The following is a 20,129-nucleotide window of genomic DNA, read 5'->3' on the forward strand; positions in this document are numbered from 1 at the left end:
GAGAAAGAAAGAACAATGATTAAAGCATTGATTAAGCATTATTCTTATGAAAGAGCGGCCTTGATGTAGTGGTATCATACGGCCCTGCCACGGCCGATACCCGGGTTCAAATCCCGGAGGCCGCACTTTTAAATTTATATATTATATGACTTATGCGCTAGTGGTGTAGCCTGGTATCACTCTGGCCTTCCAAGCCAGTTACTCGGGTTCGAATCCCGACTGGCGCATTTTATTTTAGGCAAATTAATTTATATATTTAAATATAAAAATATTATTAAATCTTAAAAAAAATAAAAATTTATTTCATTGTTTTACTATTTTATATTATTATTTTATTATTATTTTATTATTATTTTATTTTCCATAACGTCTATTTCTTTTTTGATAATCCCTAATTGACCTTAAAAAGTCTACTTTCCTAAATTGTGGCCAATTAGATTCACAAAAGTATAATTCAGAATAACAAGACTGCCAAGTTAAGAAATTACTTATTCTCTCTTCCCCCGAGGTTCTAATTATTAAATCTGGCTCAGGGTGTGGTAAATCCTTAGTATATAGGTTTTTAGAAACTAATTCTTCATTTATATCTTCTATATTTATATTGCCGTCTTTTACATCCTTTGCAATATTTTTAACCGCATCAATTATCTCCTGTTGCCCACCATAGGATATTGCAATGTTTAAATAGTAATTTTTATTATTTTCAGTAAGTTTTTCCACTTTTTCAATTGAATCCCTAACTTTTTCAGGTAATTTTTCCAATTTACCGATTGCTTTTACTTTAATCCCTTTTTCATAAATATATTTATTTTCTGAAAGATTTTCAAATTCTTTTTCAAATAATTTCATCAAAGTATATACTTCGTCATCTGAACGATTAAAATTTTCCAATGAAAATGCGTAAATTGTTATTACTTTAATATCTAAAAGAACACACCATTCAATTAAGTCTTTTACTTTATTTGCACCCAATTGATGACCATTAGTAGCTTCAATACCTAATAATTTAGCTGCACGTCTGTTTCCGTCCATAATTACAGCAACGTGTTTAGGAACGTTTTGTTTAGAAATTATTTCCACGAGTACATTTTCGTAAATTCTCATACAGCCCAATTTGCCAAATAAATTATATATTTTAATCCAAAACAAGAATACCACCTAAAAGGTATTTCATATAATCTCAATTGCTTAAAATTATTGTATTTATTCATTATTTTACTTTTTTATCACATTATTGCTATTTTAATATTTTAATATTTTTTATTATATTTTTATAGCAGTAATAATATAATAATTAGTATAAAAATAATTTTTACATAATTATAAAATGCTTACAACATAGTATTACTAAATGTAGATTTAATATATATTTGTATCATATATTCAAATTAAATTATATTAAAATTATTAACTTATTAAATTATTAAATTATTAAATTATATGAAATAGTTAATTACAACATAAAGTTAATTTAAAAATACTATGAAGTATATTATTTGTTCATATAATAAACGATATCAATAAATAGGGATTAATATGAAAATTATTGCAATTACGGGTATGCAAGGTTCTGGAAAAAGTTTAGTTCAAGGCGTATGTGATGATAAACATATAGCATATATATCTATGGGCGATGTGGTTCGAAAAGAGACTACAAAACGAGGTTTAGAACTTAATCCTGAAAATGTGGGAAACACGGCCAAAAAGCTAAGAGAACTTTATGGAGAAGAGGCAATTGCCGTACCTTGTATCAATTTGGTAAACGAAGTTGAATCGAAAAATAAAGAAAATGCACATATTATCGCTGTTGAAGGGGTAAGAAGTATTTATGAGTTAAATTACTTTAAAAGATTTTATGATGTGGAAGTTTTAGCCATACACGCTTCACCTAAAACCCGATTCGAGAGATTGAGTGGCAGGGGTAGAGAAGACGACTCTACCGAATGGGACGTCTTTTTAGAACGAGATAATCGGGAATTGAATTTCACAATCGGAAGTGTAATAGCACTCGCTGACCATATGGTTATTAACGAAGGTACTTATACTGATGTTTTAGTTAATGTTGAAAAAATATTCGATAATTTGATAAGCGATAATAAATAATAAAATAAAATAATAAATAATAAATAATAAAATAAAAAAAAGAATAAAAAAAGAATAAAAATAATAAAATAATACAAATTTTTATTTTAATAATTTTTTGCAAGTTCTTCATCTAATGGATGTAATTCTGAACCTGTTGCGTATTTATAAAATTCTTTATAGTCTGTTTTAACACCTTTTCTTTTAAAAAAGTTGCAAACATTTTTTATATCTCGAATTAATAACGTTTTGGATAATGGGTGCTGAGAGATAACCCCCTGTGAAAAATCAATATATATGGGTTCATCATCCTGAACAAGTATATTATACTCTGATAAATCACCGTGAACTAATTTTGCATCTTGGTAGAGGATTTTTATATCTTCCCGTATTTGTTCATAAAATTTTTCATAATCAACTATACAATCCTTTAGTCTTGGGCAAGGAGTTCCATCTTCATCACAGATTAGTTCCATTAATAATACATTTTCCCTTTTAAGTATTGCGAAAGGGGCATTTATGTAGTCTCCCGCTCTTAATAAGTTTCTAAACTCTTTTTCAACCCATGCGTTAATAATTTGTCGAGTACTACTCCTTTTAAGGTGGAATCTTGGGTCTCCTTGAATGTATTTCCACATCGTTTTAAAATCGCAATTTGAAACACGGTATACTTTTACAGCATACTCTTCAAATTCGCCCGTTTCTTTGTCTTTTCCTTCGGCTCGGAATACAACCGCTTCTTTACCTGAATTAATAATACCTGAAAGCTCATCAACGTGTTTGCCCACAAGTAAGTTGTAAAGATTCATCAATGTACGTTTATCAAAAACTTCATTTTCAGTTTTTAAACTCTCTAAAAACTTCTTTTTTCTTTCGACAATTTTTTTCTGATATTCTTTATCAATTCTTTGCTGGTCTTTTTTATTAATATGTTCGTGCTCGTTTTTCAAGTTCAAATCTATTTCATCATTATTAATGACTTCATTTCGTGTTTTTTTCATGATTTCTCCTTATATATGGATTTACTGGTTCATGAAATCTAAGTATCCTCTTTTATTTAACCAGTCAACTTGTCCTTTTGTGTATCTCCAAATTATATCGCATTTTTCATCGCTTTGAACTTCCCACGGAGTTACAATTACGACATCGTTTTCTCTTACCCATATTTTTCTTTTTAATTTACCAGGAATTCTTCCCATTCTTAATTTACCATCCATACATCTTACTCTTACTCTACTTGCACCTAACATTTGCTCAATAATCCCTAAAAGTTCGCCTTCTTCTTTTCTTGGGGTTCTAACTCTTGTAGGTTGTGGTTGTTGTTGTCTTGGGTCCATTAATCTCACCTTTAAATTTTTAAGTTCAACAATTATATTATTGTATTTTTAAATTTTATAATAATTTATAATAATTTATACTATAATGTATACGATATATTTAATACATTTATTTAATACATTTAATACTATATTCGATATCTCATCAATATTTATTATACTATTCATTATAATTTAGTAATTATTTCTGTAATTTATTTATTAATCATTCCTTACTTATTTATATACTTAATTATCATTTCATATTTATCAACTATATTATTTAATTTCAATTGCATAACTATAAACACATATGGCGTGTATAATACATACACTATACGGGGTAAAACTATGATTATAAACTTAAGAGCATTTTTAAAACCAACTGAAAGCTATGAAAAAGTCGCTAAAGCAATAACTAACATATTTCCAGATGCAGAATTGACTTTAAAAGATGGAAAATACGTACTGGGGACTGCAAAAAATATAAACGTCTTTAAAAAATTATTGCGAACTCAAGAAATATTGGATACTGGGAGAATGGTATTAGAAAGAGGAGTTTCAGACAATTTAACGAAATTTTATATAAATAAACAAGCAGCATTTTCTAAAATGTTAAATTTTGATAAGGATGTACACGGCGGTATAAAAGTATCTATACTTATTGATGAAAACGATGAAGAAAATTTTGAAAAATATGCAAAACTTACTGGCGTAGAAGATGAAAAAGACATCAACCCGGTACTTTACCACATAATAAAGGATATTGCACCGAAAACTAAAAACGGATATATCATCAATGAAGACGAATTATAATTTATAAAAATAAATAATGAAAATTAAAAAATAATTTAAAATTTAAAAAATAATTTAAAATGAGTATTATCCAAATATAAATCATAATTTATAAAAATAAATAATAGTATAAACTAATAGATAATAATTTTAGTAATAAACTATAGTTGGAATATGCTAAAAATATAAAAATATAAAAATATAAAAATATTTTATTTAGAATTTTATGCGTCATGGGTGAATTTATGATTAGATATGTAGCTTATAAAATAAAGCCAGAAGAGTTTTTAAATAATGAAATATCCAACAAAGCCTTAAATTTAGATGGTAAATATATTCATAGGGTTAGGATACTCGGAAAAGTGTCAAATATTACACAAGAGGGTGTAAAAACATTCCAAGTCAATGATGTAATCGTAAAAGATTTTGAAAACATCTCCGAAAATAAATTCGAAGAAGGCGATTTAATCGACGTAATCGGAAGAATCGGAATATATAACGATGAAAGATATGTTTCAATCGAAGTTATCAGTAATAAATCAAAAAACGCTGAAAAATGGACAATGTTGCGTGAAAAGGAAATCGAAGAAACCCGAAAATACGTAAATGACGAAGGAAATCAGTCTTACAATAGGGATGAATATCAGGAAAGTGAATTCTCCGGCTCTGGCAATTCAGGTGATGGATTTGGGGATATGGAAAATGAAGCTTTAGAGGAATTATTTGGGGAATTAGATGCAAAAGATAACGTTTTAGACGTAATACGAAATAATAACGAAATAGGATATTATGATATATTAGACTTGGTGGAAATCTCTGAGGAAGAATTAGACGGTATTTTGGAAGAATTAATTGATAATTCTGAAATATACGAGCCAAAACCGAGAGTTTACCGAGAAATGTAATTAACTGTAATTATAATTGAAATGAGTATATTTTACTAAATATTCTTTGTTATTTTTAATTTATCGTATTTTTAAGTTATTTTATACTCTACTGCCTTATTTTCGTATTTTTTACATTATTATCATACTTATTTATATTTTAATTTAAATAATGTATATTACGAATAAATATTTTTAAAATATATTGCTTTAATATATAGAATAATATAGCATAATTAAAATAAAATCAACTTTACACATACAACATTTAAGAGGTAAATTATGACGTTCGAAGACGAATCAGCGAATGATTCCGAAAATAATCAAAAAGACTTGAACGCTGAACCGAATACTAATAGTAATACTAATAGTAATAGTAATACTAATAGTAATAATAAAAATAATAAACCAAATAAAAAGAAAAATAATACTAAAAATAATAAAAGTTTGATATATTTGTTTATTGTAGTTGTTATAATTGCAGTATTGTTATCCAGTTCATTATTATTTATAAATTTACTCATAGACGATGAAGAATCGGGAAATATTGCATTAATTGATTTTAGTGGTACTTTGTACTTAAGCACGCCTGAAGATGATTTATTTTCCGAATACCCGCCAGATGTTTATGACTACATCGATTGGTTAGACGAAGCTGAAAAGAATCCCGATATTAAATGAGTAATTATTAAAATAAATTCTCCAGGTGGCAGTAGTATTGCAAGCACTAAATTAGCTGAAAAAATAGAAGAAGTATCTCAAAAAAAGCCTGTAGTAGCTTACATTGAAGCTATGGGTGCATCTGCAGCTTATGGTGCTGCAGCTTCAACAGGATATATTGTAGCTGAAAAAGAAGCACTAGTCGGTAGTATTGGTGTAAGAATGGATATATTACACTACTACGGTTTAATGGATAAAATAGGTGTTAATTCTACAGTTATAAAAGGTGGGGAGTACAAAGACATCGGTTCACCGTATCGTCCAATGACAGAAGAAGAGCAAGAAATGTTGCAAAAAATCGTTAATAATTCTTACGTAGATTTCGTTTCACAAATTGCAAGAGATAGAAATATGACCTATGAGGAAGCTAATGAATTAGCACAGGGTAAAGTTTACGATGGTAGAGATGCATTACAACTTGGTTTGGTTGATGAAAATGGTGATTTTGACCAAGCTATAAATGTATTGGCAAAACGTACTAATTTATCCGTAGATGATATTAATATTAAGACTTATTCGAAAGAAGACACGAGACCCGGTAATTTATTTGGATTTGATTCAAATGAAGCTTTTTACTATATTGGTAAAGGTATAGGTTCTGAATTAAGCAACGGTCTTTCACAAGAACTTTACGAAGAATCTGTTAATTATGAATTAGTCCGGTAATTGTTTCGATTTAAGCATTCAAATTTGTAAATTGATTAATTGGGATATATAATATACAATATTTAAATTAATAGTACATAATATGTTAACTAAATAATAATTATGTGTTAATTTAAATATTTTTAATAATTTAGGCGAAAAAATGGATAAAGAAAAATTTAAAGATATAAAAAATTTTTTTAGGGGCAAAAAGGTAATTGTTTCATACTCTGGTGGTGTTGACAGTACTTTAGTAGCAAAACTGGCTCAAAATGGAGAAGATTGTGTCGCTGTAACTATTGACAATGGATTTTTTTCAAAAAGTTCTTTGAAATATGCCGAAAAAAAGGCAAAATTGATGAATTTGAAACATGTGATTATTGATGTAAATCAATTGGATGAAAATGTTTGCGTTGAAAATAGGTGCTATGAATGTAAAAAGATGATGGCAAAAATTCTAAATGAGGTAAAAGACCAGTTAGAATTTGATATTATCGTAGATGGTACCATTTATGAAGACCTTTCAGAAGATAGGCCAGGTTTGGTCGCTTATCGTGAATCTGGAATTATTTCGCCATTAGCAAAATATAAAATAACAAAAGACGATGTAAACGAGTTTTCTTACTATTTGGGTCTTGATATACCTAAAAAAGAGACTTGCATAGCTACAAGAGTCTTAGACAGTCCAATAACTAAGGAAAAAATGCAAATGTCTAAACTTGCAGAAGACTTTATTATGAACCTTTTAGATATTACTGGTTATTTTAGGGTTAGAACCTTAAAAGACGTCGCAATAATAGAAGTAAGTGCTAATGATGCACAAAAATTCTTGAAAACTAATATTTTTAAAGAAATAGATACAAAATTAAAAGAATTGGGCTATCAAAGAGTAATGTTAGACCTTAGTTTAAAATAAACTGTATATCAATAGTACCAAGAATACAAATATTAAAGATAATACTAATAATAATAGTAATAATAGTAATAATATACAATTTAATAATTAATTAAATACCTATTTAACTTTTTTAGAATTTATTTTAAGTAATATATAAAAATTATAAAATTCATAAAATTATGTGGATTTATATTTTTAAATTGATGAATTAATCCGTAATTATAGAATTTAAGGTATAAAATCTTTTAATACAAATGATTTAATTATGTTATATCGATATTTTAACACTGAGGGTGTTATTATGGGAGTTATGGGAATATTAGAAAATATAATCTCTGCAAATACGTCCTATTTGCTAAATTTCATAAGTTGTAATATGTTTATTTTGCATAATATACTTTTAAAGGCTACTGAAGTATCTGCGGGGGTTTCAAATGCTGAATCATCGTCTTTAGGAAGTTTAATAATTTATGAAAAAGAAATTTATTTATTGTTTATTTTAATATTATTTTTAATAGTAATACTTTTAATTTGGAAGAGATATAAATCGAACGGATTTAATAAAAAAGGAATAACTTCTGATAAATTGTATAACTATGACGAAGAAACAGAAAACTTGAAAGATGATATGCGAAAAATGGGTAAATTATATGATGAAGTACCTAAAAAAGAGCAAAAGCAAGAAAAACCAGAAGATAAACCAGAAGACAAACAAAAAGATAAAGTTAATAAAAAATCAGAAAATGATTTAAATATTGTTAACGATTCAAATATTACCTATAATTTAAAAAATAGTACATATATTGAAGTAATTTATGAAAAAGAGGAAGATAAATAAAATAGTAATAAAATAGTAATAAAATATTAAATAAATTAGTTATAAGAATACAATTACAAAAAATGACATTAAAATACAATAATATCCAAATATCTTTAATCTATTATCTATTATTAATTTTTTAACAATTGACAATGCGATTAATCCTGAAATAGTGGCAAATACTAAACCAAGTACTGAATCGAAAGTCAAAGCTACATCTTTTAATTCAAGAATACCTGCACCTGCAGTAATAGGTAAACTCATTATAAATGAATATTTAAAAGCATCTTCTTTTTTCATACCTCTATAGACTGAAGTAAACAGTGTGGAGCCACTACGTGATATACCAGGCAATATTGCAAATGCCTGAGTAAGTCCAACCAGTAAAGCATCTTTATGACTTATATCATACATGGATTTAGTCCCAGAGGTCATTTTATCCGATAATATCATCATAATACCCGTAATGGCTAATAAAACACCTATAACTTTTAAAGACCCATAAAGTGAGGTGAAATAACTTTTAAGTAATAGCCCTACGATAACCGCCGGTATGGTGGATATTATTAATTTAAAACTTAAATCTCTGGAAGATTTATCTTTTTGGACTAATCCTTTGGTAATTTTTACTATATCGTCTTTAACAAACATAAAAACTGCTAAAAATGTTGCAAAGTGCAATGCTGCAAAATAACTTATTTGTGGTTCAATTGACAACAGTTTTGATATAATTGCCAAATGTCCAGAACTTGAAACTGGTAAAAATTCCGTAAACCCTTGGACTATTCCGAGTATGATTTGTTCAAATCCCAACATATTTTCACTTTTAATTTATTTTAATTTAATTTTTAATTTTCGTGGTTCGTGTAAATTTTTAATTAATATATTTTAAAAAAATAGTGATAAAATTGATATATATCATTATTTTATTATTATTTTATTATTATTTTATTATTTTATTATTTTATTATTATTTTATTATTTTATTATTTTAACCTACCTTTAACAGCTTCCGAATGATTATATAAACCCTCTGCTTCCGCAATTGTGGTAATAACATTTGAAATACTTCTTAAACCTTCCTGGGTCAATTCTTGAACTGTAGGTTTTTTAATAAAGGTTTCTACGCTAAGACCTGAGTACATTTTAGCACAGCCCGAAGTTGGCAAAACGTGATTTGTACCACTTGCGTAATCTCCCACAGGTACAGGAGCATAATGACCCAAAAAGATACTTCCAGCATTATTAATGTATTTTAGGACTTCTCTCGGGTTTTTAGTCATTATTTCAAGGTGTTCAGGAGCATATTCGTTTGATAAAGCTATACATTCCTCTAAACTACCATAAACTATTGCAGAATTTTCTAAAGCCTTTATTATTATCTCTTTTCTCTTTGCGTGCTGTGCAGTTTCAATTATCCTGTTTTTAATTTCAACAGCTTTATCTTCGGTGGTTGTAGTAATCACACACGAAGCGTTAGGGTCGTGTTCAGCCTGTGCTAAAAAGTCAAGAGCCACATAATTCGCATTTGTTTCTTCATCGCAAATTATTAAGACTTCTGAAGGTCCAGCGGGGAAATCAATAGCTACTTCTCCGTAAACTAATTTTTTAGCCGTGGTTACAAATATATTGCCAGGACCTACAATAATATCAACTTTAGGGATACTTTCAGTACCGTAAGCTAAACCTGCGATTGCCTGAGCACCACCTAATTTAAAGATGCTATCTACTTTACAAATATCTGAAGCTACTAAAGTTGCGTAATTCCCTTCCGTTCCATTTGGTGGAGAAGCTACTACAACCTCTTTTACCCCTGCAACTTTTGCCGGTACTGTGGTCATTAATACAGATGATGGATAGAATGCTTTTCCCCCGGGAACATAGCAACCAGCCTTTTCAATAGGTCTTATGATTTGCCCAGTGCTAATTCCGTCTTTTTCCAAAGCCCATTCTTTTAAATTTTCACGCTGAGCTTTGTGGAAATCGTATATATTTTCATAAGCCTGTTCTAAGCTATATACAACTTTTGAATCCACATTGTCGTAAGCAATATCAATTTCTTGCTTGCTAACTTTAAAATCTTCAATATCTACGCCATCAAACTTTTTAGTGTACTCTTTTAAGGCAGAATCTTTATTTTCTCTAACGTTTTTAAGAATATCGCTCACTATAGGTATGATATTGTCCATGTTTGTTTTATTACGATTCATTATTATTTGAATTTCTTCATCGTTTAATTCATCGATTTTTTTGAAAATAATCATGATATACCTCAATTACTTTCTTATTTTCCAAGATTAAATAAAAATTATCTAAAATACATAAAATTTATGTTAATTTATATATTATCTAAAATGTACGGTTATATATAAATATGCACCCTATTTTTAAAATAACTGAAAAATAAATTAAAGATTTTATAAATGATAATATTTTAACTAATTAAATATTTCAAATCTTTTTAAACCTTACATTCAATAATTGCTATTTCTTCAAGTACTCTTTTAACTAATTCTTTAGATGAATTAACATTTTTTAACCCATATAATTCAACAATCTTTTTAAATTTCTCATTATTAACATCATTTGGAACATCTAAAAATTCTACGCTGTTTTTTTGAACAATTCCGCCGATTTTATCAATAATTATGTTTGCTGTTTCTTCATCATTACATATTAAACATACATCGCCAGATTTTGCACCCAATAGTTTAATTGCCGTAGCTATTTGACGAGTAGCTGAAGCTCTTACAAGAATTTCAACCCAAAAATTATTGGAAATGTTTTTTTTAGTCATCGCTTGTAATATGGCGTGTTTTATATGTTCTATAGTAGCAATATAGTCCGCATTTATCATTTGAAATTCGAATTTTTTATTTAATTGAAATATTTCATTATTAACAACTGCATTTTTAATTCCAAGTATAATATATTTTTTATCGTTAATTTCAAAGGTGTTCTCTTTTATTATTTTGTTCATAATATCCCATTTGTATTTGAATAAATAATATGTTTATACTATTCTTTGATATACTCAATATTTTATATCCTATAAATAATAATTATAAATAATATTTAATAAAATAACACATATTATATTTGATGTAATACTTAAATTAATACTTAAATTAATACTTAAGATATTTATTAAAATAATAAGATAATAATATAACAAAATATTATGCCAAAATAATATAATGAATAAGACTTCCATATGGGTCGGGGAAATTATGTCAATAATAAATGATAATGTTAATAACGATAACAACGGCAAAAATTCATTTTCCATAGAAATTGATAACAATTGCGTTGGTTGTGGGGCTTGTGTTCCATTTTGCGAGCAAGAAGCAATAACTGCATTAGGTAATGCTACGATTGATACTGAAAAATGTATCGAGTGCCATGTCTGTGTAGATTACTGTACCATTGGTGCAATAAAGGTAATAACAAAATAATAACAAAATATCAAAATATCAAAATATCAAAATAATAATAATAATAATAAATTAATAAGCTAATATTTACACTAATTGCATTTAGTAATCCAAATTACTAAGTATATTTATAATTTATAAAGAAATTAATTATTTAATCGGTGATTTACAATGTATCTTGGAAGATTTTTAATATTGGGCAAAACAGAGGAAGGAAATCCTTTTGTGACTTACAGGGTATCAAGTAGAAGTTTCCCTAATAGGATATCTAAAGAAATGGATGAAAATACTATCGCAATAGTACCAAAAGACTTAGAAGAAATGTTTAAAAATACATATATTACTTATAATTGTGTTAAAATTGTAAAAGATGAAAATAATTCCGAAAATGACGTAATTGTGGCTACAAACGGCTCACAAACAGATATTATTGCAGATAAAATAAGGTTGGGTTTACCCTTAAGAGATGCACTCTCATTAACTATGATTGCAATGGATTATGAAAAAGACGATTACAATACTCCAAGGATATCTGTAGCTTTTAGCAAAAACGAAGCTTACATGTCATACGTATCAAAAGACGACATCAGAGTTAAAAAAGTTGATTTAGAAGTTGGTGAAGCATACTACTTAAGTGTTTACGAAGGATGCAAAATAACAAGTCATCAAACAATAGCTGTTGACGTGAAAACTGCGGAAGAGATTTCTAAAAACATAATGGAGCACGAATACTTTGAAAATCCAGTAACTTGTGCAACAGTAATGCTTACAAATAACGGTATTGAAAAATCATTGATATAAATTATTTAATTATAATTTATTAATGAATATTTTAAAATAAATATATTTTAATTTTTTTAAAGACTAATAAAATAATAATAAAAAAATAATAAAATAAAATTTATTCTTTATTATTTTGGTTTAACAATCTTTTGTGGACATTATCGTATAATTTTTCAAGTGTCTTTTTAACTTCTTCTTTCTCTTCTTCGTTAAAACCATCTAATATTTCATTGTTTAAGTTAATCGCTTTTTCCCAGCAACATTCTTTAAATTCTGCACTTTTTTCGGTTAAATATATTCTGTTTATCCTTGCATCTTCTTTATCCACTACTCTTTTAAGAAAACCTTTTTTCTCAAGACAATCGATTAATCCGGAGATTGAAGATGGTTTTATGCCCAAGTATTCATGTATTTCAGACTGTGTCAATCCATCTTTCACCCATAAGCAAGATAACACTCTAAACTGTGAGGAGGTGATTTCGCAGTCTTTTAATAAATTGTTATTTAATATATTCAATTCTAAATGTATCAAATATATGTAGTGAGATATTAAATCTTTAGGAGTATATTCCAAATTATCACCCGTTATGATGTTGGTTATATGGCGAGATTGATATACTTAGTAAATTGTTATGGATTATAAATGTACTATTAGTATATTTTTAGTATATTTTTGGCGTGTATCATATTTTGATTATTGTTGATTTAGTATTATTATTTGCCCATATATTTAATATATTTAGTTCGTTTCTTAATAATTCCCATATAAATTAATTATCTTTATTTATATATTTGAATATATGTTTAAGGTAATTAATATACTATATCAAATATACAAAATATGTTAGAAATTAGCGTATTGAACATATTTAATAATTTAATTTTGTCGCCATTATATATCATTAGTTGATATTCTTTAAAATTTTTAAATATTTTTAAAATTTTGGTAATAATGTGCAATAATAAATACATTCGAATGTAAAATAATTATCTTAATATATATTACTTTCGCTAATAATCTTAAAAAGTTGCTATATTTAAAAATTTGTAGTACATATGTAATAAATGGTAGTGTTAATATGAACTTATATGAAACTAAGGGGTATAAAAACCTAAAAAACCATATAATTTAAAATAAAATAATACTAAGAATAATAATAAGAATAATAATAAAATAAAAATTTAAAACGTGATAACTTGATGGCATATACAATAGGACTTTTGGGATTGATACTAGCTTCTATACAGGATATCAAATCTCGGGAGATAGAAAATTATATTTGGATAGGAATGGCAGTCATAGGATTGCTTTTATCACTATATTTATCATTTACTGCAGGTAGCTTTACACCAGTGATTTCTTCAGTAGCTGGATTCATAATATGTTTTATAATCGGTTATTTAATGTTTGTATTGGGTATCGGTGGCGCAGATGGTAAAATACTAATGGGTATGGGTGCATTAATCCCTGCTTACGCATTTCCGATATATTCCTCACTTCAACCCCTATATTCAATGGAATATATCCCTTGGTTCCCTTTGTTAGTTTTATTTAACGGAGTTATTTTAATGATTGTATTACCAATTTATTTGTTCTTTAAAAACCTTTCAAACGGAGTAAAGCCTAAGAAATTGAAAGAATACGTTTTAATGTTAATTGGAGAATATATAACTGTTGCAGAAGCTAAAAAAGGAAATAAGGTAGTTTTAGGAAAAGGAAAAGATGTTAAATTAATACCTTCCGTAAATGATATTGGAAACTATGATTTGTCGAAATATAAAGATACTCAATATGTATGGGCAACTCCAGAATTACCGCTACTTGTACCAATTGCGATATCATATGTTATTACTCCATTTTTAGGGGATAAAATAATTAGTATTATATTGCCATTGTAAATTTAGTATATTCAATTAACTTAAATTAAATTAAATTAAATTAAATTTAAAAATAAAGGTTAAAATATGTTAAAAACATTACCACCAACATTACGGGAAAAAAAGCGATATTTGGCGTTTGAAATACTCCATAAAGAAGAACTTTCAAATGATGATATTATCGGCATAATTAGAACTTCTATAATTGATTACTGCGGACTTAAAGAATGTGCTACGGCTAATCCTTGGTTAATTGATTATAGCAATGGTATGGGTATTTTAAGGGTCGAAAGGACACAAGTAGATAACGTAAAAGCTTCTTTAATACTATTAAGCCATTATAAAAAAAATCCAATAAATATAAGAATTATGGGTGTTTCAAATTCGATAAAGAATATCCGAAAAAAATTCTTAAAAGTTCCGCACGAGCCTTATTATAAAATAATTCAAAGGAAAAAAAGAGAATATCAAAATAAATTGAAAAATAAAAATATATAATAAAAATATAAAATAAAAATATATAATAATAAGAAATAAAGAAATAATGAATTAAATTAATTTATCGTTATATTCTTTTTTAAACCTTTCCAAGTCTTTTAATGTAGTATCTAATGTAAGGGGCGTAATTGAAACTTTATTTTTTAATCGTACAGTATGTACATCAGTACCTTCTTCTTCATCAAAAACGGGGCTTCCATCAAGCCAATAGTAGTCCCTACCTCGAGGGTCTTTTCTCTGGTCAATGTGGGTCGTGTACATCTTTCGAGCAAGTGTGGTAATCTCCCAAGGTGTTTTTTCATCCCCTTCGTGTGGAACGTTTACATTTAAAACATCGCAACCGCTTTCAAATATGTTATAATCAATAGATTTTTTAAGCACATTGCATAATATTTTGGCGGAATTTCTAAATTCAACCGGTGCGTGACCTTCATTAAATTTAATATCGTCTGTTTTGACTTGTAATGAACAAGCAATTGATTTTGCACCGTGGTGAGCACCTTCAAAAGCAGCCCCAAGAGTTCCGGACGTGGTGATTTCAGTACCTAAGTTTTCACCGATATTTATGCCAGATACCACGTAATCAGGTATTTTGTCAAGTATTTTAAATATTCCAAGAACAACACAGTCCGTAGGCGTTCCAGAAACGGCAAAACCTTCAGTACAGTCAGGAAGTCTAACTTTTGTTATTCTAAGTGGTTCAAATAAGCTTATAGCCCTACCGATACCACTTTGCTGATTTGAGGGGGCTACAACAGTTATATTTGCGTCGAAATTATCTTCAAGTGTATTTTTTAACTCCAACAATCCGTTTGATTGAATACCATCGTCATTAACTAATAATATATCAAGTTTGTCCATTTTACCACCAATATTTAATTTATTTTTTATTCATTATTAATTATTTTTAAATTAAATAATATTTTGTATTCAAATATTATAAATATATTATAAATGTTTAAGTTTTATATAAAATGACAGGTATTTTAAATATAAAATAATTAAAAATAATTAAAAATACGTATAAAATATTATTAAATGCTCGATGATGATTGTCATCTCTACTGAAATCAAATATTACTGTCATATACTATCGGATTATGGCAATTTAGTAATTTTGTGTATGATGAACTCACAGATACTGAGAGCACCTTTTTTTAAACTTTTAACTCAAATTTAAATTTATTTAAATTTATTTGAGGTTATTTATAATCATATTTCAAATTTTATTCATAAATTATTTTAAATAGAATATTCCATATAATATATTAGTAAAATACGTAAAAATTATTGTAATAAACTTATTAAGGGATATTTATGTCAAAGATAACCGTAGAATGTACTGACCCGGATGGAAAGGAAATATATGATAGAATAATACAAACAAACCTTGAAGACTTGGTTTTAGGTAAATCCGTACTACAAGTTGTTATGATTTGTAATTTAGATGAGCCTTATTTTACAATAGGGGCATTGCCCAAGTCTACCTCGAGAGCAGTTAGTTTAAGAGATATTGCAGAAATCAGTGAAGAATCAAAGCAAGATGGGAAGGTAATTAAAAAGTTAAACATCATAGATGAAACATATGCTCCAAAACTCTTGGAAAAAATAAATGTGATCGACCAGCCTTCAAGATTAGAAATAATAACAGATTCGGATATCGAGTTAAACACAAAAATATACGACGCAAAAGATGAATTTATCGATAAAGTATTAGATTTTATGAATAGGGTATTTCCTGAAGGTATGCGAGTTAGACAAACTTTACACGGTAAATCAATTGTTATGGTAGCTTCAGAGAAACCAATAGCTCCAGAATGGTTGAAGGAAGCAAAAGATTTAAAAGAAAAATTAGAAAATTCACTCGTAAGATATTAATTATTAAGAAATTATAAAATAAGAAATTATAAAATAAGAATATTAATAATGGGGATAAAAAGAATACATACTAAAACTAAAAAAACTTAAAAAGGAATTAAAGGGAAATTATGAAAAATACCATCTCAAGAAGCTTTGAATTAAAAGATTATGTCATAAAAGGCACCAAATTTGGCGATTATTGGCTAAAATTAGAAGACCACAAAAAGTTAAAAACTGAAATATCCTATATTCCAGAAAATTCAGAATTTTTTACAAAAGAACAAGCTAAAAATGTTGTAAATGCACTTTTTGACATTTTAAAAGGTTTTAAAAAGCAATTACCTGAAAATATTGAGGTAGATGTGTTATTTAAGAGTTTTGATATATGTAAAACAATTCATTTATCAAATAATGATAACAATATTTCTGAAAAAGAAGAAATCTTTAATAAAATTGAATCAAATGATAAAAAAGATGCTATTGATGAAATACTTGTAAATGTGTATTTTATTGTAAAATATGATTTATAAATATACTTTAATTTTATTTTTAACGTTATATTTAACTGTAATGGTATATTAATTTTTAATTTTTTAAAATTTTTGAAGTTATTTTTTTGGCAATTGGATTTGCAATAAATGAATAAGGAACTGCTACAGCAACCGCTATTAAAAATTTAGATGGCCAAGCATACAATAATGTTTTATTAAATCCTAAAACAGACGCAGTCATCGCAAGGGACATTCCAAAGGCCATTAACGTTGCCATAATTACTCCAAAAATGATATTTTGTTGTTTAAAGTTTGTTTTTATTTTTATTTTTTCTGTAGTCATTATTCACCATTTTGGTATATTGGATATTATATTGATACGTTGGCTATTAAATAATATTAAGATATCTAATATTTAAAATTAATAATTAAAAACAATGTTTAAAAATTAGTTATTGTTAATAATCAAGTAAATTAAAAATGGACTGAGCGGGATTCGAACCCGCGGCATCCGCATAGCCAATGCGGCACTCTCCCAGGCTGAGCTATCAGCCCACTTAAAAAAGTATCGTAACATATCATCGATATATTAACATATTCAATTAATCCCTATATTCATATTAATGAATATAACGTCTTATAAAAAAACGCAGAGGAAGGGATTTGAACCCTTGCGGGGCAAAGCCCCATCGGATTTCAAGTCCGACGCCTTTGACCAAGCTCAACCACCTCTGCACATAAAAGAACCCAAAAGAGCAATATCTATCTCTCTATTGTATCTCTCGCAATATACCATTAAGTATTCTACTATATAAAGCTTTCGGAATAATTTTAAATTATAAAGAATATTTTAATCTTAAAAATAATCTATTAATATAATGAAATTCTATGATTATTGAACGAATAACTTATAAATTCAAGATTAATGTAATATGTGATTATATGGAAAATACCGAAAATATAAAAAATATAAAAAATATAAAAAATATAAAAAATGCTGAAAAACCCCCTAAAAATTTAGAGTTTACACAATGGACAATCGAAAAACGAAATTTACACGATTTAAATGAATTAAAAGAAAATATCGTATATAACTTAAAAGAAAATAACTTATGCAATAAAAAAGCCCTATTAATGTTAAGTGGCGGTAAAGACAGTGCAACAGCTCTCGCTTTATGCAAAGAACTAAATATCAATGTCGTTTTATGTATTCATTACGTACATAACTGGAGCTGGGATATTTCCAAAAATGAAGCTGATAACTTAGCTAAAAAGTACGATGTACCTATTATATTCCCCGATATAACGGAAAAACTTTCTAAAAAGATTAAAGGTGCAAAAGGGAAGAGTATTTGTAGAATCTGTAAGGATATTATGAAACTTAGGGCTGTGGAATATGCAAAAGAAAATGGTTTTGATATTATAATAACTGGAGATACTGCTTTAGAAAAAATTTCAGGGCCAATTTTAGATGATTTGAGGGAAAAAAACCCAAAACTTGAAGATAAAGATTTTTATCATAAAATGGAACTTTCGAAAATTCCTCGACGTTATGATACTTATTTTTTGAGACCTCTTTTAAGATTAAGTCAAAATGACGTTATGGCGATTCACGAGCACTATGGTATAAATGTACAACGTGTACACGAAGTAGGCGATAAAATAGGGCATTGGAGGGAAGGTTGCTGTTTAAAATATTGCGACCCTGAAGAAAGGATATCAACGGATTTATTTGACGAAGTTTTTGAATTAAATAAATATCTTACAGAAATTGCAAGGGAAAATAATATCCGAGCTTCAATATTGTTGCCCTCAAAGGACATATTAGTACTTCCGAAGACAAAAGAAAATGTAAAGATAGTTTTAAATGCAGTAAATAATTTTTATTCGTCAAAATCAACAATGAGCAATGATACAAAGAATAATACTAATAATATTGGTATTGAAAACTATAATAACGAAAATAATAATAATAATAATAATAATAATAAAAATGAAACATTAACCTTGGATAATTTTAATTATTCAAGATGGCAAGGTTGGTAATTACAAAATAGAATAAAAATAGAATAATGAATTAAAATATAGATAAAATAAAGAATACTAATTTTAAATTTTTTCTAAATCCAAACCTAAATCAACCGCTTTTGCAGAGTGGATTAAGCAACCCATCGAAATAACATCAATAGGGTGCTTTGCATAGTTTAACACGTTTTTTTCAGTAATTCCACCGCTTAACTCGATAATGGGTTTAAAACCATTTAAATGGTAATTATTAATTATATCTAATGCTTCCTCAATAGCTGAGTCGTTGTAATTATCGAGCATAATTATATCAGGATTATGGTTTATTACTTCTCGAAGCTGAGTATTATTATCGACTTCTACTTCAATTTTTTTACTAAAACTAACTTTTTTAACCCTTTTCATACATTCGGCGATACCTAACGCTTCAATATGATTATCTTTAATCATAATCATATCATCAAGCCTATATCTATGAGTATCCCCACCGCCTACTTTAACAGCGTATTTTTCAACCATCGATAAAAGTGGCAAAGTTTTTCGAGTACAAGCGATTCTAACGTTTGGATTGACTTTTTCAACCATTGAAACGATTTCGTAAGTTTTTGTTGCAATTGCAGACAAGTGCATCATAAAATTTAAAATTGTTCTTTCATATGTGATTATTTTTTGAGCATTACCGCTGATTTCCAATATTTTAATTCTTTTTTTGGAATTTTCGGAGTATTTAACATCTTTAAAATCTATATAATCCCCTTCATCATACAATTTTTTACAAGATATGCCGTTTTTTTCTAAAAATTCGACTACAAAATCCATACCACAAATTTTAGTATTTTCTTTAGCAACAACGAATGCCTTACAGTTTAAATCTTTTGGTATCAACGTTTCAACTGTTAAATCTCCAAAACCAACGTCATATGTCAGTGATTTTTCCAATATATCTATAGCGTGTTTTGTTATCATAATATCACATCATATTATTCATATTGTATATATC

General features: G+C 27.5%; 24 protein-coding genes and 4 tRNA genes. 16 read left to right on the top strand and 12 right to left on the bottom strand.

Annotation, left to right across the window (positions count from 1 at the left end; translation table 11 throughout):
* Positions 1 to 54: 54 nt before the first annotated feature.
* Together J3E06_RS04045 and J3E06_RS04050 are read left to right on the top strand one after the other, a co-directional pair.
* A tRNA-Gly gene (locus J3E06_RS04045) sits at positions 55 to 125 on the top strand.
* 29 nt (positions 126 to 154) lie between these two features.
* A tRNA-Gly gene (locus J3E06_RS04050) sits at positions 155 to 227 on the top strand.
* A gap of 127 nt (positions 228 to 354) precedes the next feature.
* On the opposite strand, the gene uppS is transcribed toward J3E06_RS04050, so the two are convergent.
* The gene (gene uppS / locus J3E06_RS04055; RefSeq protein WP_048187297.1) at positions 355 to 1,104 is read right to left on the bottom strand and encodes a polyprenyl diphosphate synthase; all 750 of its coding nucleotides are present in this window, start codon (positions 1,102 to 1,104) and stop codon (positions 355 to 357) included.
* A gap of 432 nt (positions 1,105 to 1,536) precedes the next feature.
* Here uppS and J3E06_RS04060 point away from each other — a divergent pair, with 432 nt between their 5' ends.
* Complete coding sequence (locus J3E06_RS04060) at positions 1,537 to 2,103, top strand: AAA family ATPase (RefSeq protein ID WP_013179538.1); 567 nt, start codon at positions 1,537 to 1,539, stop codon at positions 2,101 to 2,103.
* An 86-nt stretch (positions 2,104 to 2,189) separates the two neighbouring features.
* Here J3E06_RS04060 and J3E06_RS04065 read toward each other — a convergent pair whose 3' ends face one another.
* Together J3E06_RS04065 and eif1A are read right to left on the bottom strand one after the other, a co-directional pair.
* Complete coding sequence (locus J3E06_RS04065; RefSeq protein WP_013179539.1) at positions 2,190 to 3,083, bottom strand: serine protein kinase RIO; 894 nt, start codon at positions 3,081 to 3,083, stop codon at positions 2,190 to 2,192.
* A gap of 21 nt (positions 3,084 to 3,104) precedes the next feature.
* Positions 3,105 to 3,419 (bottom strand): translation initiation factor eIF-1A, encoded by a 315-nt coding sequence (gene eif1A, locus J3E06_RS04070; RefSeq protein WP_013179540.1) that lies wholly within the window; start codon positions 3,417 to 3,419, stop codon positions 3,105 to 3,107.
* A 330-nt stretch (positions 3,420 to 3,749) separates the two neighbouring features.
* Here eif1A and J3E06_RS04075 point away from each other — a divergent pair, with 330 nt between their 5' ends.
* From J3E06_RS04075 to J3E06_RS04100, 6 genes are all read left to right on the top strand, one after another.
* Positions 3,750 to 4,214 (top strand): RNA-binding domain-containing protein, encoded by a 465-nt coding sequence (locus tag J3E06_RS04075; RefSeq protein WP_013179541.1) that lies wholly within the window; start codon positions 3,750 to 3,752, stop codon positions 4,212 to 4,214.
* A gap of 224 nt (positions 4,215 to 4,438) precedes the next feature.
* On the top strand, positions 4,439 to 5,098 hold the full coding sequence (locus J3E06_RS04080; protein WP_259164196.1) for a winged helix-turn-helix domain-containing protein: 660 nt from the start codon (positions 4,439 to 4,441) through the stop codon (positions 5,096 to 5,098).
* A gap of 261 nt (positions 5,099 to 5,359) precedes the next feature.
* Entirely contained in the window at positions 5,360 to 5,758 is a 399-nt protein-coding gene (locus tag J3E06_RS04085; protein ID WP_259164198.1) for a hypothetical protein, read from the top strand.
* A 12-nt stretch (positions 5,759 to 5,770) separates the two neighbouring features.
* Complete coding sequence (sppA, locus tag J3E06_RS04090) at positions 5,771 to 6,463, top strand: signal peptide peptidase SppA (RefSeq protein ID WP_259164284.1); 693 nt, start codon at positions 5,771 to 5,773, stop codon at positions 6,461 to 6,463.
* Between the two features lie 142 nt (positions 6,464 to 6,605).
* On the top strand, positions 6,606 to 7,358 hold the full coding sequence (gene larE / locus J3E06_RS04095) for an ATP-dependent sacrificial sulfur transferase LarE (RefSeq protein ID WP_013179544.1): 753 nt from the start codon (positions 6,606 to 6,608) through the stop codon (positions 7,356 to 7,358).
* 283 nt (positions 7,359 to 7,641) lie between these two features.
* Entirely contained in the window at positions 7,642 to 8,178 is a 537-nt protein-coding gene (locus tag J3E06_RS04100; RefSeq protein ID WP_013179545.1) for a hypothetical protein, read from the top strand.
* Positions 8,179 to 8,217: 39 nt separating this feature from the next.
* Here the strand turns inward: J3E06_RS04100 and J3E06_RS04105 are convergent, their stop codons facing one another.
* The 3 genes from J3E06_RS04105 to cgi121 form a co-directional block, all read right to left on the bottom strand.
* Positions 8,218 to 8,976, bottom strand: coding sequence for an undecaprenyl-diphosphate phosphatase (locus J3E06_RS04105; protein ID WP_013179546.1), 759 nt, complete (start codon positions 8,974 to 8,976; stop codon positions 8,218 to 8,220).
* Between the two features lie 170 nt (positions 8,977 to 9,146).
* The gene (hisD, locus tag J3E06_RS04110; protein WP_048187302.1) at positions 9,147 to 10,421 is read right to left on the bottom strand and encodes a histidinol dehydrogenase; all 1,275 of its coding nucleotides are present in this window, start codon (positions 10,419 to 10,421) and stop codon (positions 9,147 to 9,149) included.
* 200 nt (positions 10,422 to 10,621) lie between these two features.
* On the bottom strand, positions 10,622 to 11,140 hold the full coding sequence (gene cgi121 / locus J3E06_RS04115; RefSeq protein WP_013179548.1) for a KEOPS complex subunit Cgi121: 519 nt from the start codon (positions 11,138 to 11,140) through the stop codon (positions 10,622 to 10,624).
* A 250-nt stretch (positions 11,141 to 11,390) separates the two neighbouring features.
* Between cgi121 and J3E06_RS04120 the strand changes: the two genes are divergently transcribed.
* The gene (locus tag J3E06_RS04120; protein WP_013179549.1) at positions 11,391 to 11,615 is read left to right on the top strand and encodes a 4Fe-4S binding protein; all 225 of its coding nucleotides are present in this window, start codon (positions 11,391 to 11,393) and stop codon (positions 11,613 to 11,615) included.
* A 150-nt stretch (positions 11,616 to 11,765) separates the two neighbouring features.
* Positions 11,766 to 12,395: an IMP cyclohydrolase gene (locus tag J3E06_RS04125; RefSeq protein WP_013179550.1), complete on the top strand. Its 630-nt coding sequence runs from the start codon at positions 11,766 to 11,768 to the stop codon at positions 12,393 to 12,395.
* 100 nt (positions 12,396 to 12,495) lie between these two features.
* Here the strand turns inward: J3E06_RS04125 and J3E06_RS04130 are convergent, their stop codons facing one another.
* Entirely contained in the window at positions 12,496 to 12,951 is a 456-nt protein-coding gene (locus J3E06_RS04130; protein ID WP_013179551.1) for a MarR family winged helix-turn-helix transcriptional regulator, read from the bottom strand.
* Between the two features lie 626 nt (positions 12,952 to 13,577).
* Here J3E06_RS04130 and flaK point away from each other — a divergent pair.
* Positions 13,578 to 14,276, top strand: coding sequence for a preflagellin peptidase FlaK (gene flaK, locus J3E06_RS04135; protein ID WP_013179552.1), 699 nt, complete (start codon positions 13,578 to 13,580; stop codon positions 14,274 to 14,276).
* A gap of 66 nt (positions 14,277 to 14,342) precedes the next feature.
* Positions 14,343 to 14,753 carry an Rpp14/Pop5 family protein gene (locus tag J3E06_RS04140; RefSeq protein WP_013179553.1) on the top strand — a complete coding sequence of 137 codons (411 nt, stop codon included), beginning with the start codon at positions 14,343 to 14,345 and terminating at the stop codon, positions 14,751 to 14,753.
* 51 nt (positions 14,754 to 14,804) lie between these two features.
* Here J3E06_RS04140 and surE read toward each other — a convergent pair whose 3' ends face one another.
* Entirely contained in the window at positions 14,805 to 15,614 is an 810-nt protein-coding gene (surE, locus tag J3E06_RS04145) for a 5'/3'-nucleotidase SurE (protein ID WP_013179554.1), read from the bottom strand.
* 456 nt (positions 15,615 to 16,070) lie between these two features.
* On the opposite strand from surE, the gene J3E06_RS04150 reads away from it, so the two are divergent.
* Both J3E06_RS04150 and J3E06_RS04155 read left to right on the top strand, forming a co-directional pair.
* Positions 16,071 to 16,631: a methanogenesis marker 17 protein gene (locus J3E06_RS04150; protein WP_013179555.1), complete on the top strand. Its 561-nt coding sequence runs from the start codon at positions 16,071 to 16,073 to the stop codon at positions 16,629 to 16,631.
* Between the two features lie 110 nt (positions 16,632 to 16,741).
* Positions 16,742 to 17,143, top strand: coding sequence for a hypothetical protein (locus tag J3E06_RS04155; RefSeq protein WP_013179556.1), 402 nt, complete (start codon positions 16,742 to 16,744; stop codon positions 17,141 to 17,143).
* 55 nt (positions 17,144 to 17,198) lie between these two features.
* On the opposite strand, the gene J3E06_RS04160 is transcribed toward J3E06_RS04155, so the two are convergent.
* From J3E06_RS04160 to J3E06_RS04170, 3 genes are all read right to left on the bottom strand, one after another.
* Positions 17,199 to 17,447 (bottom strand): DUF2798 domain-containing protein, encoded by a 249-nt coding sequence (locus J3E06_RS04160; RefSeq protein WP_013179557.1) that lies wholly within the window; start codon positions 17,445 to 17,447, stop codon positions 17,199 to 17,201.
* A gap of 138 nt (positions 17,448 to 17,585) precedes the next feature.
* Positions 17,586 to 17,659, bottom strand: a tRNA-Ala gene (locus tag J3E06_RS04165).
* Positions 17,660 to 17,752: 93 nt separating this feature from the next.
* A tRNA-Ser gene (locus J3E06_RS04170) sits at positions 17,753 to 17,839 on the bottom strand.
* Between the two features lie 207 nt (positions 17,840 to 18,046).
* Between J3E06_RS04170 and J3E06_RS04175 the strand changes: the two genes are divergently transcribed.
* The gene (locus J3E06_RS04175) at positions 18,047 to 19,150 is read left to right on the top strand and encodes a phosphoadenosine phosphosulfate reductase family protein (RefSeq protein ID WP_013179558.1); all 1,104 of its coding nucleotides are present in this window, start codon (positions 18,047 to 18,049) and stop codon (positions 19,148 to 19,150) included.
* 63 nt (positions 19,151 to 19,213) lie between these two features.
* Here J3E06_RS04175 and nadC read toward each other — a convergent pair whose 3' ends face one another.
* Positions 19,214 to 20,095 (bottom strand): carboxylating nicotinate-nucleotide diphosphorylase, encoded by an 882-nt coding sequence (gene nadC / locus J3E06_RS04180; RefSeq protein WP_013179559.1) that lies wholly within the window; start codon positions 20,093 to 20,095, stop codon positions 19,214 to 19,216.
* Positions 20,096 to 20,129: the final 34 nt, after the last annotated feature.

The sequence above is a fragment of the Methanococcus voltae genome, assembly GCF_024807655.1.
Classification (GTDB): Archaea; AGJL01; Methanococci; order Methanococcales; family Methanococcaceae; genus Methanococcus; species Methanococcus voltae_D.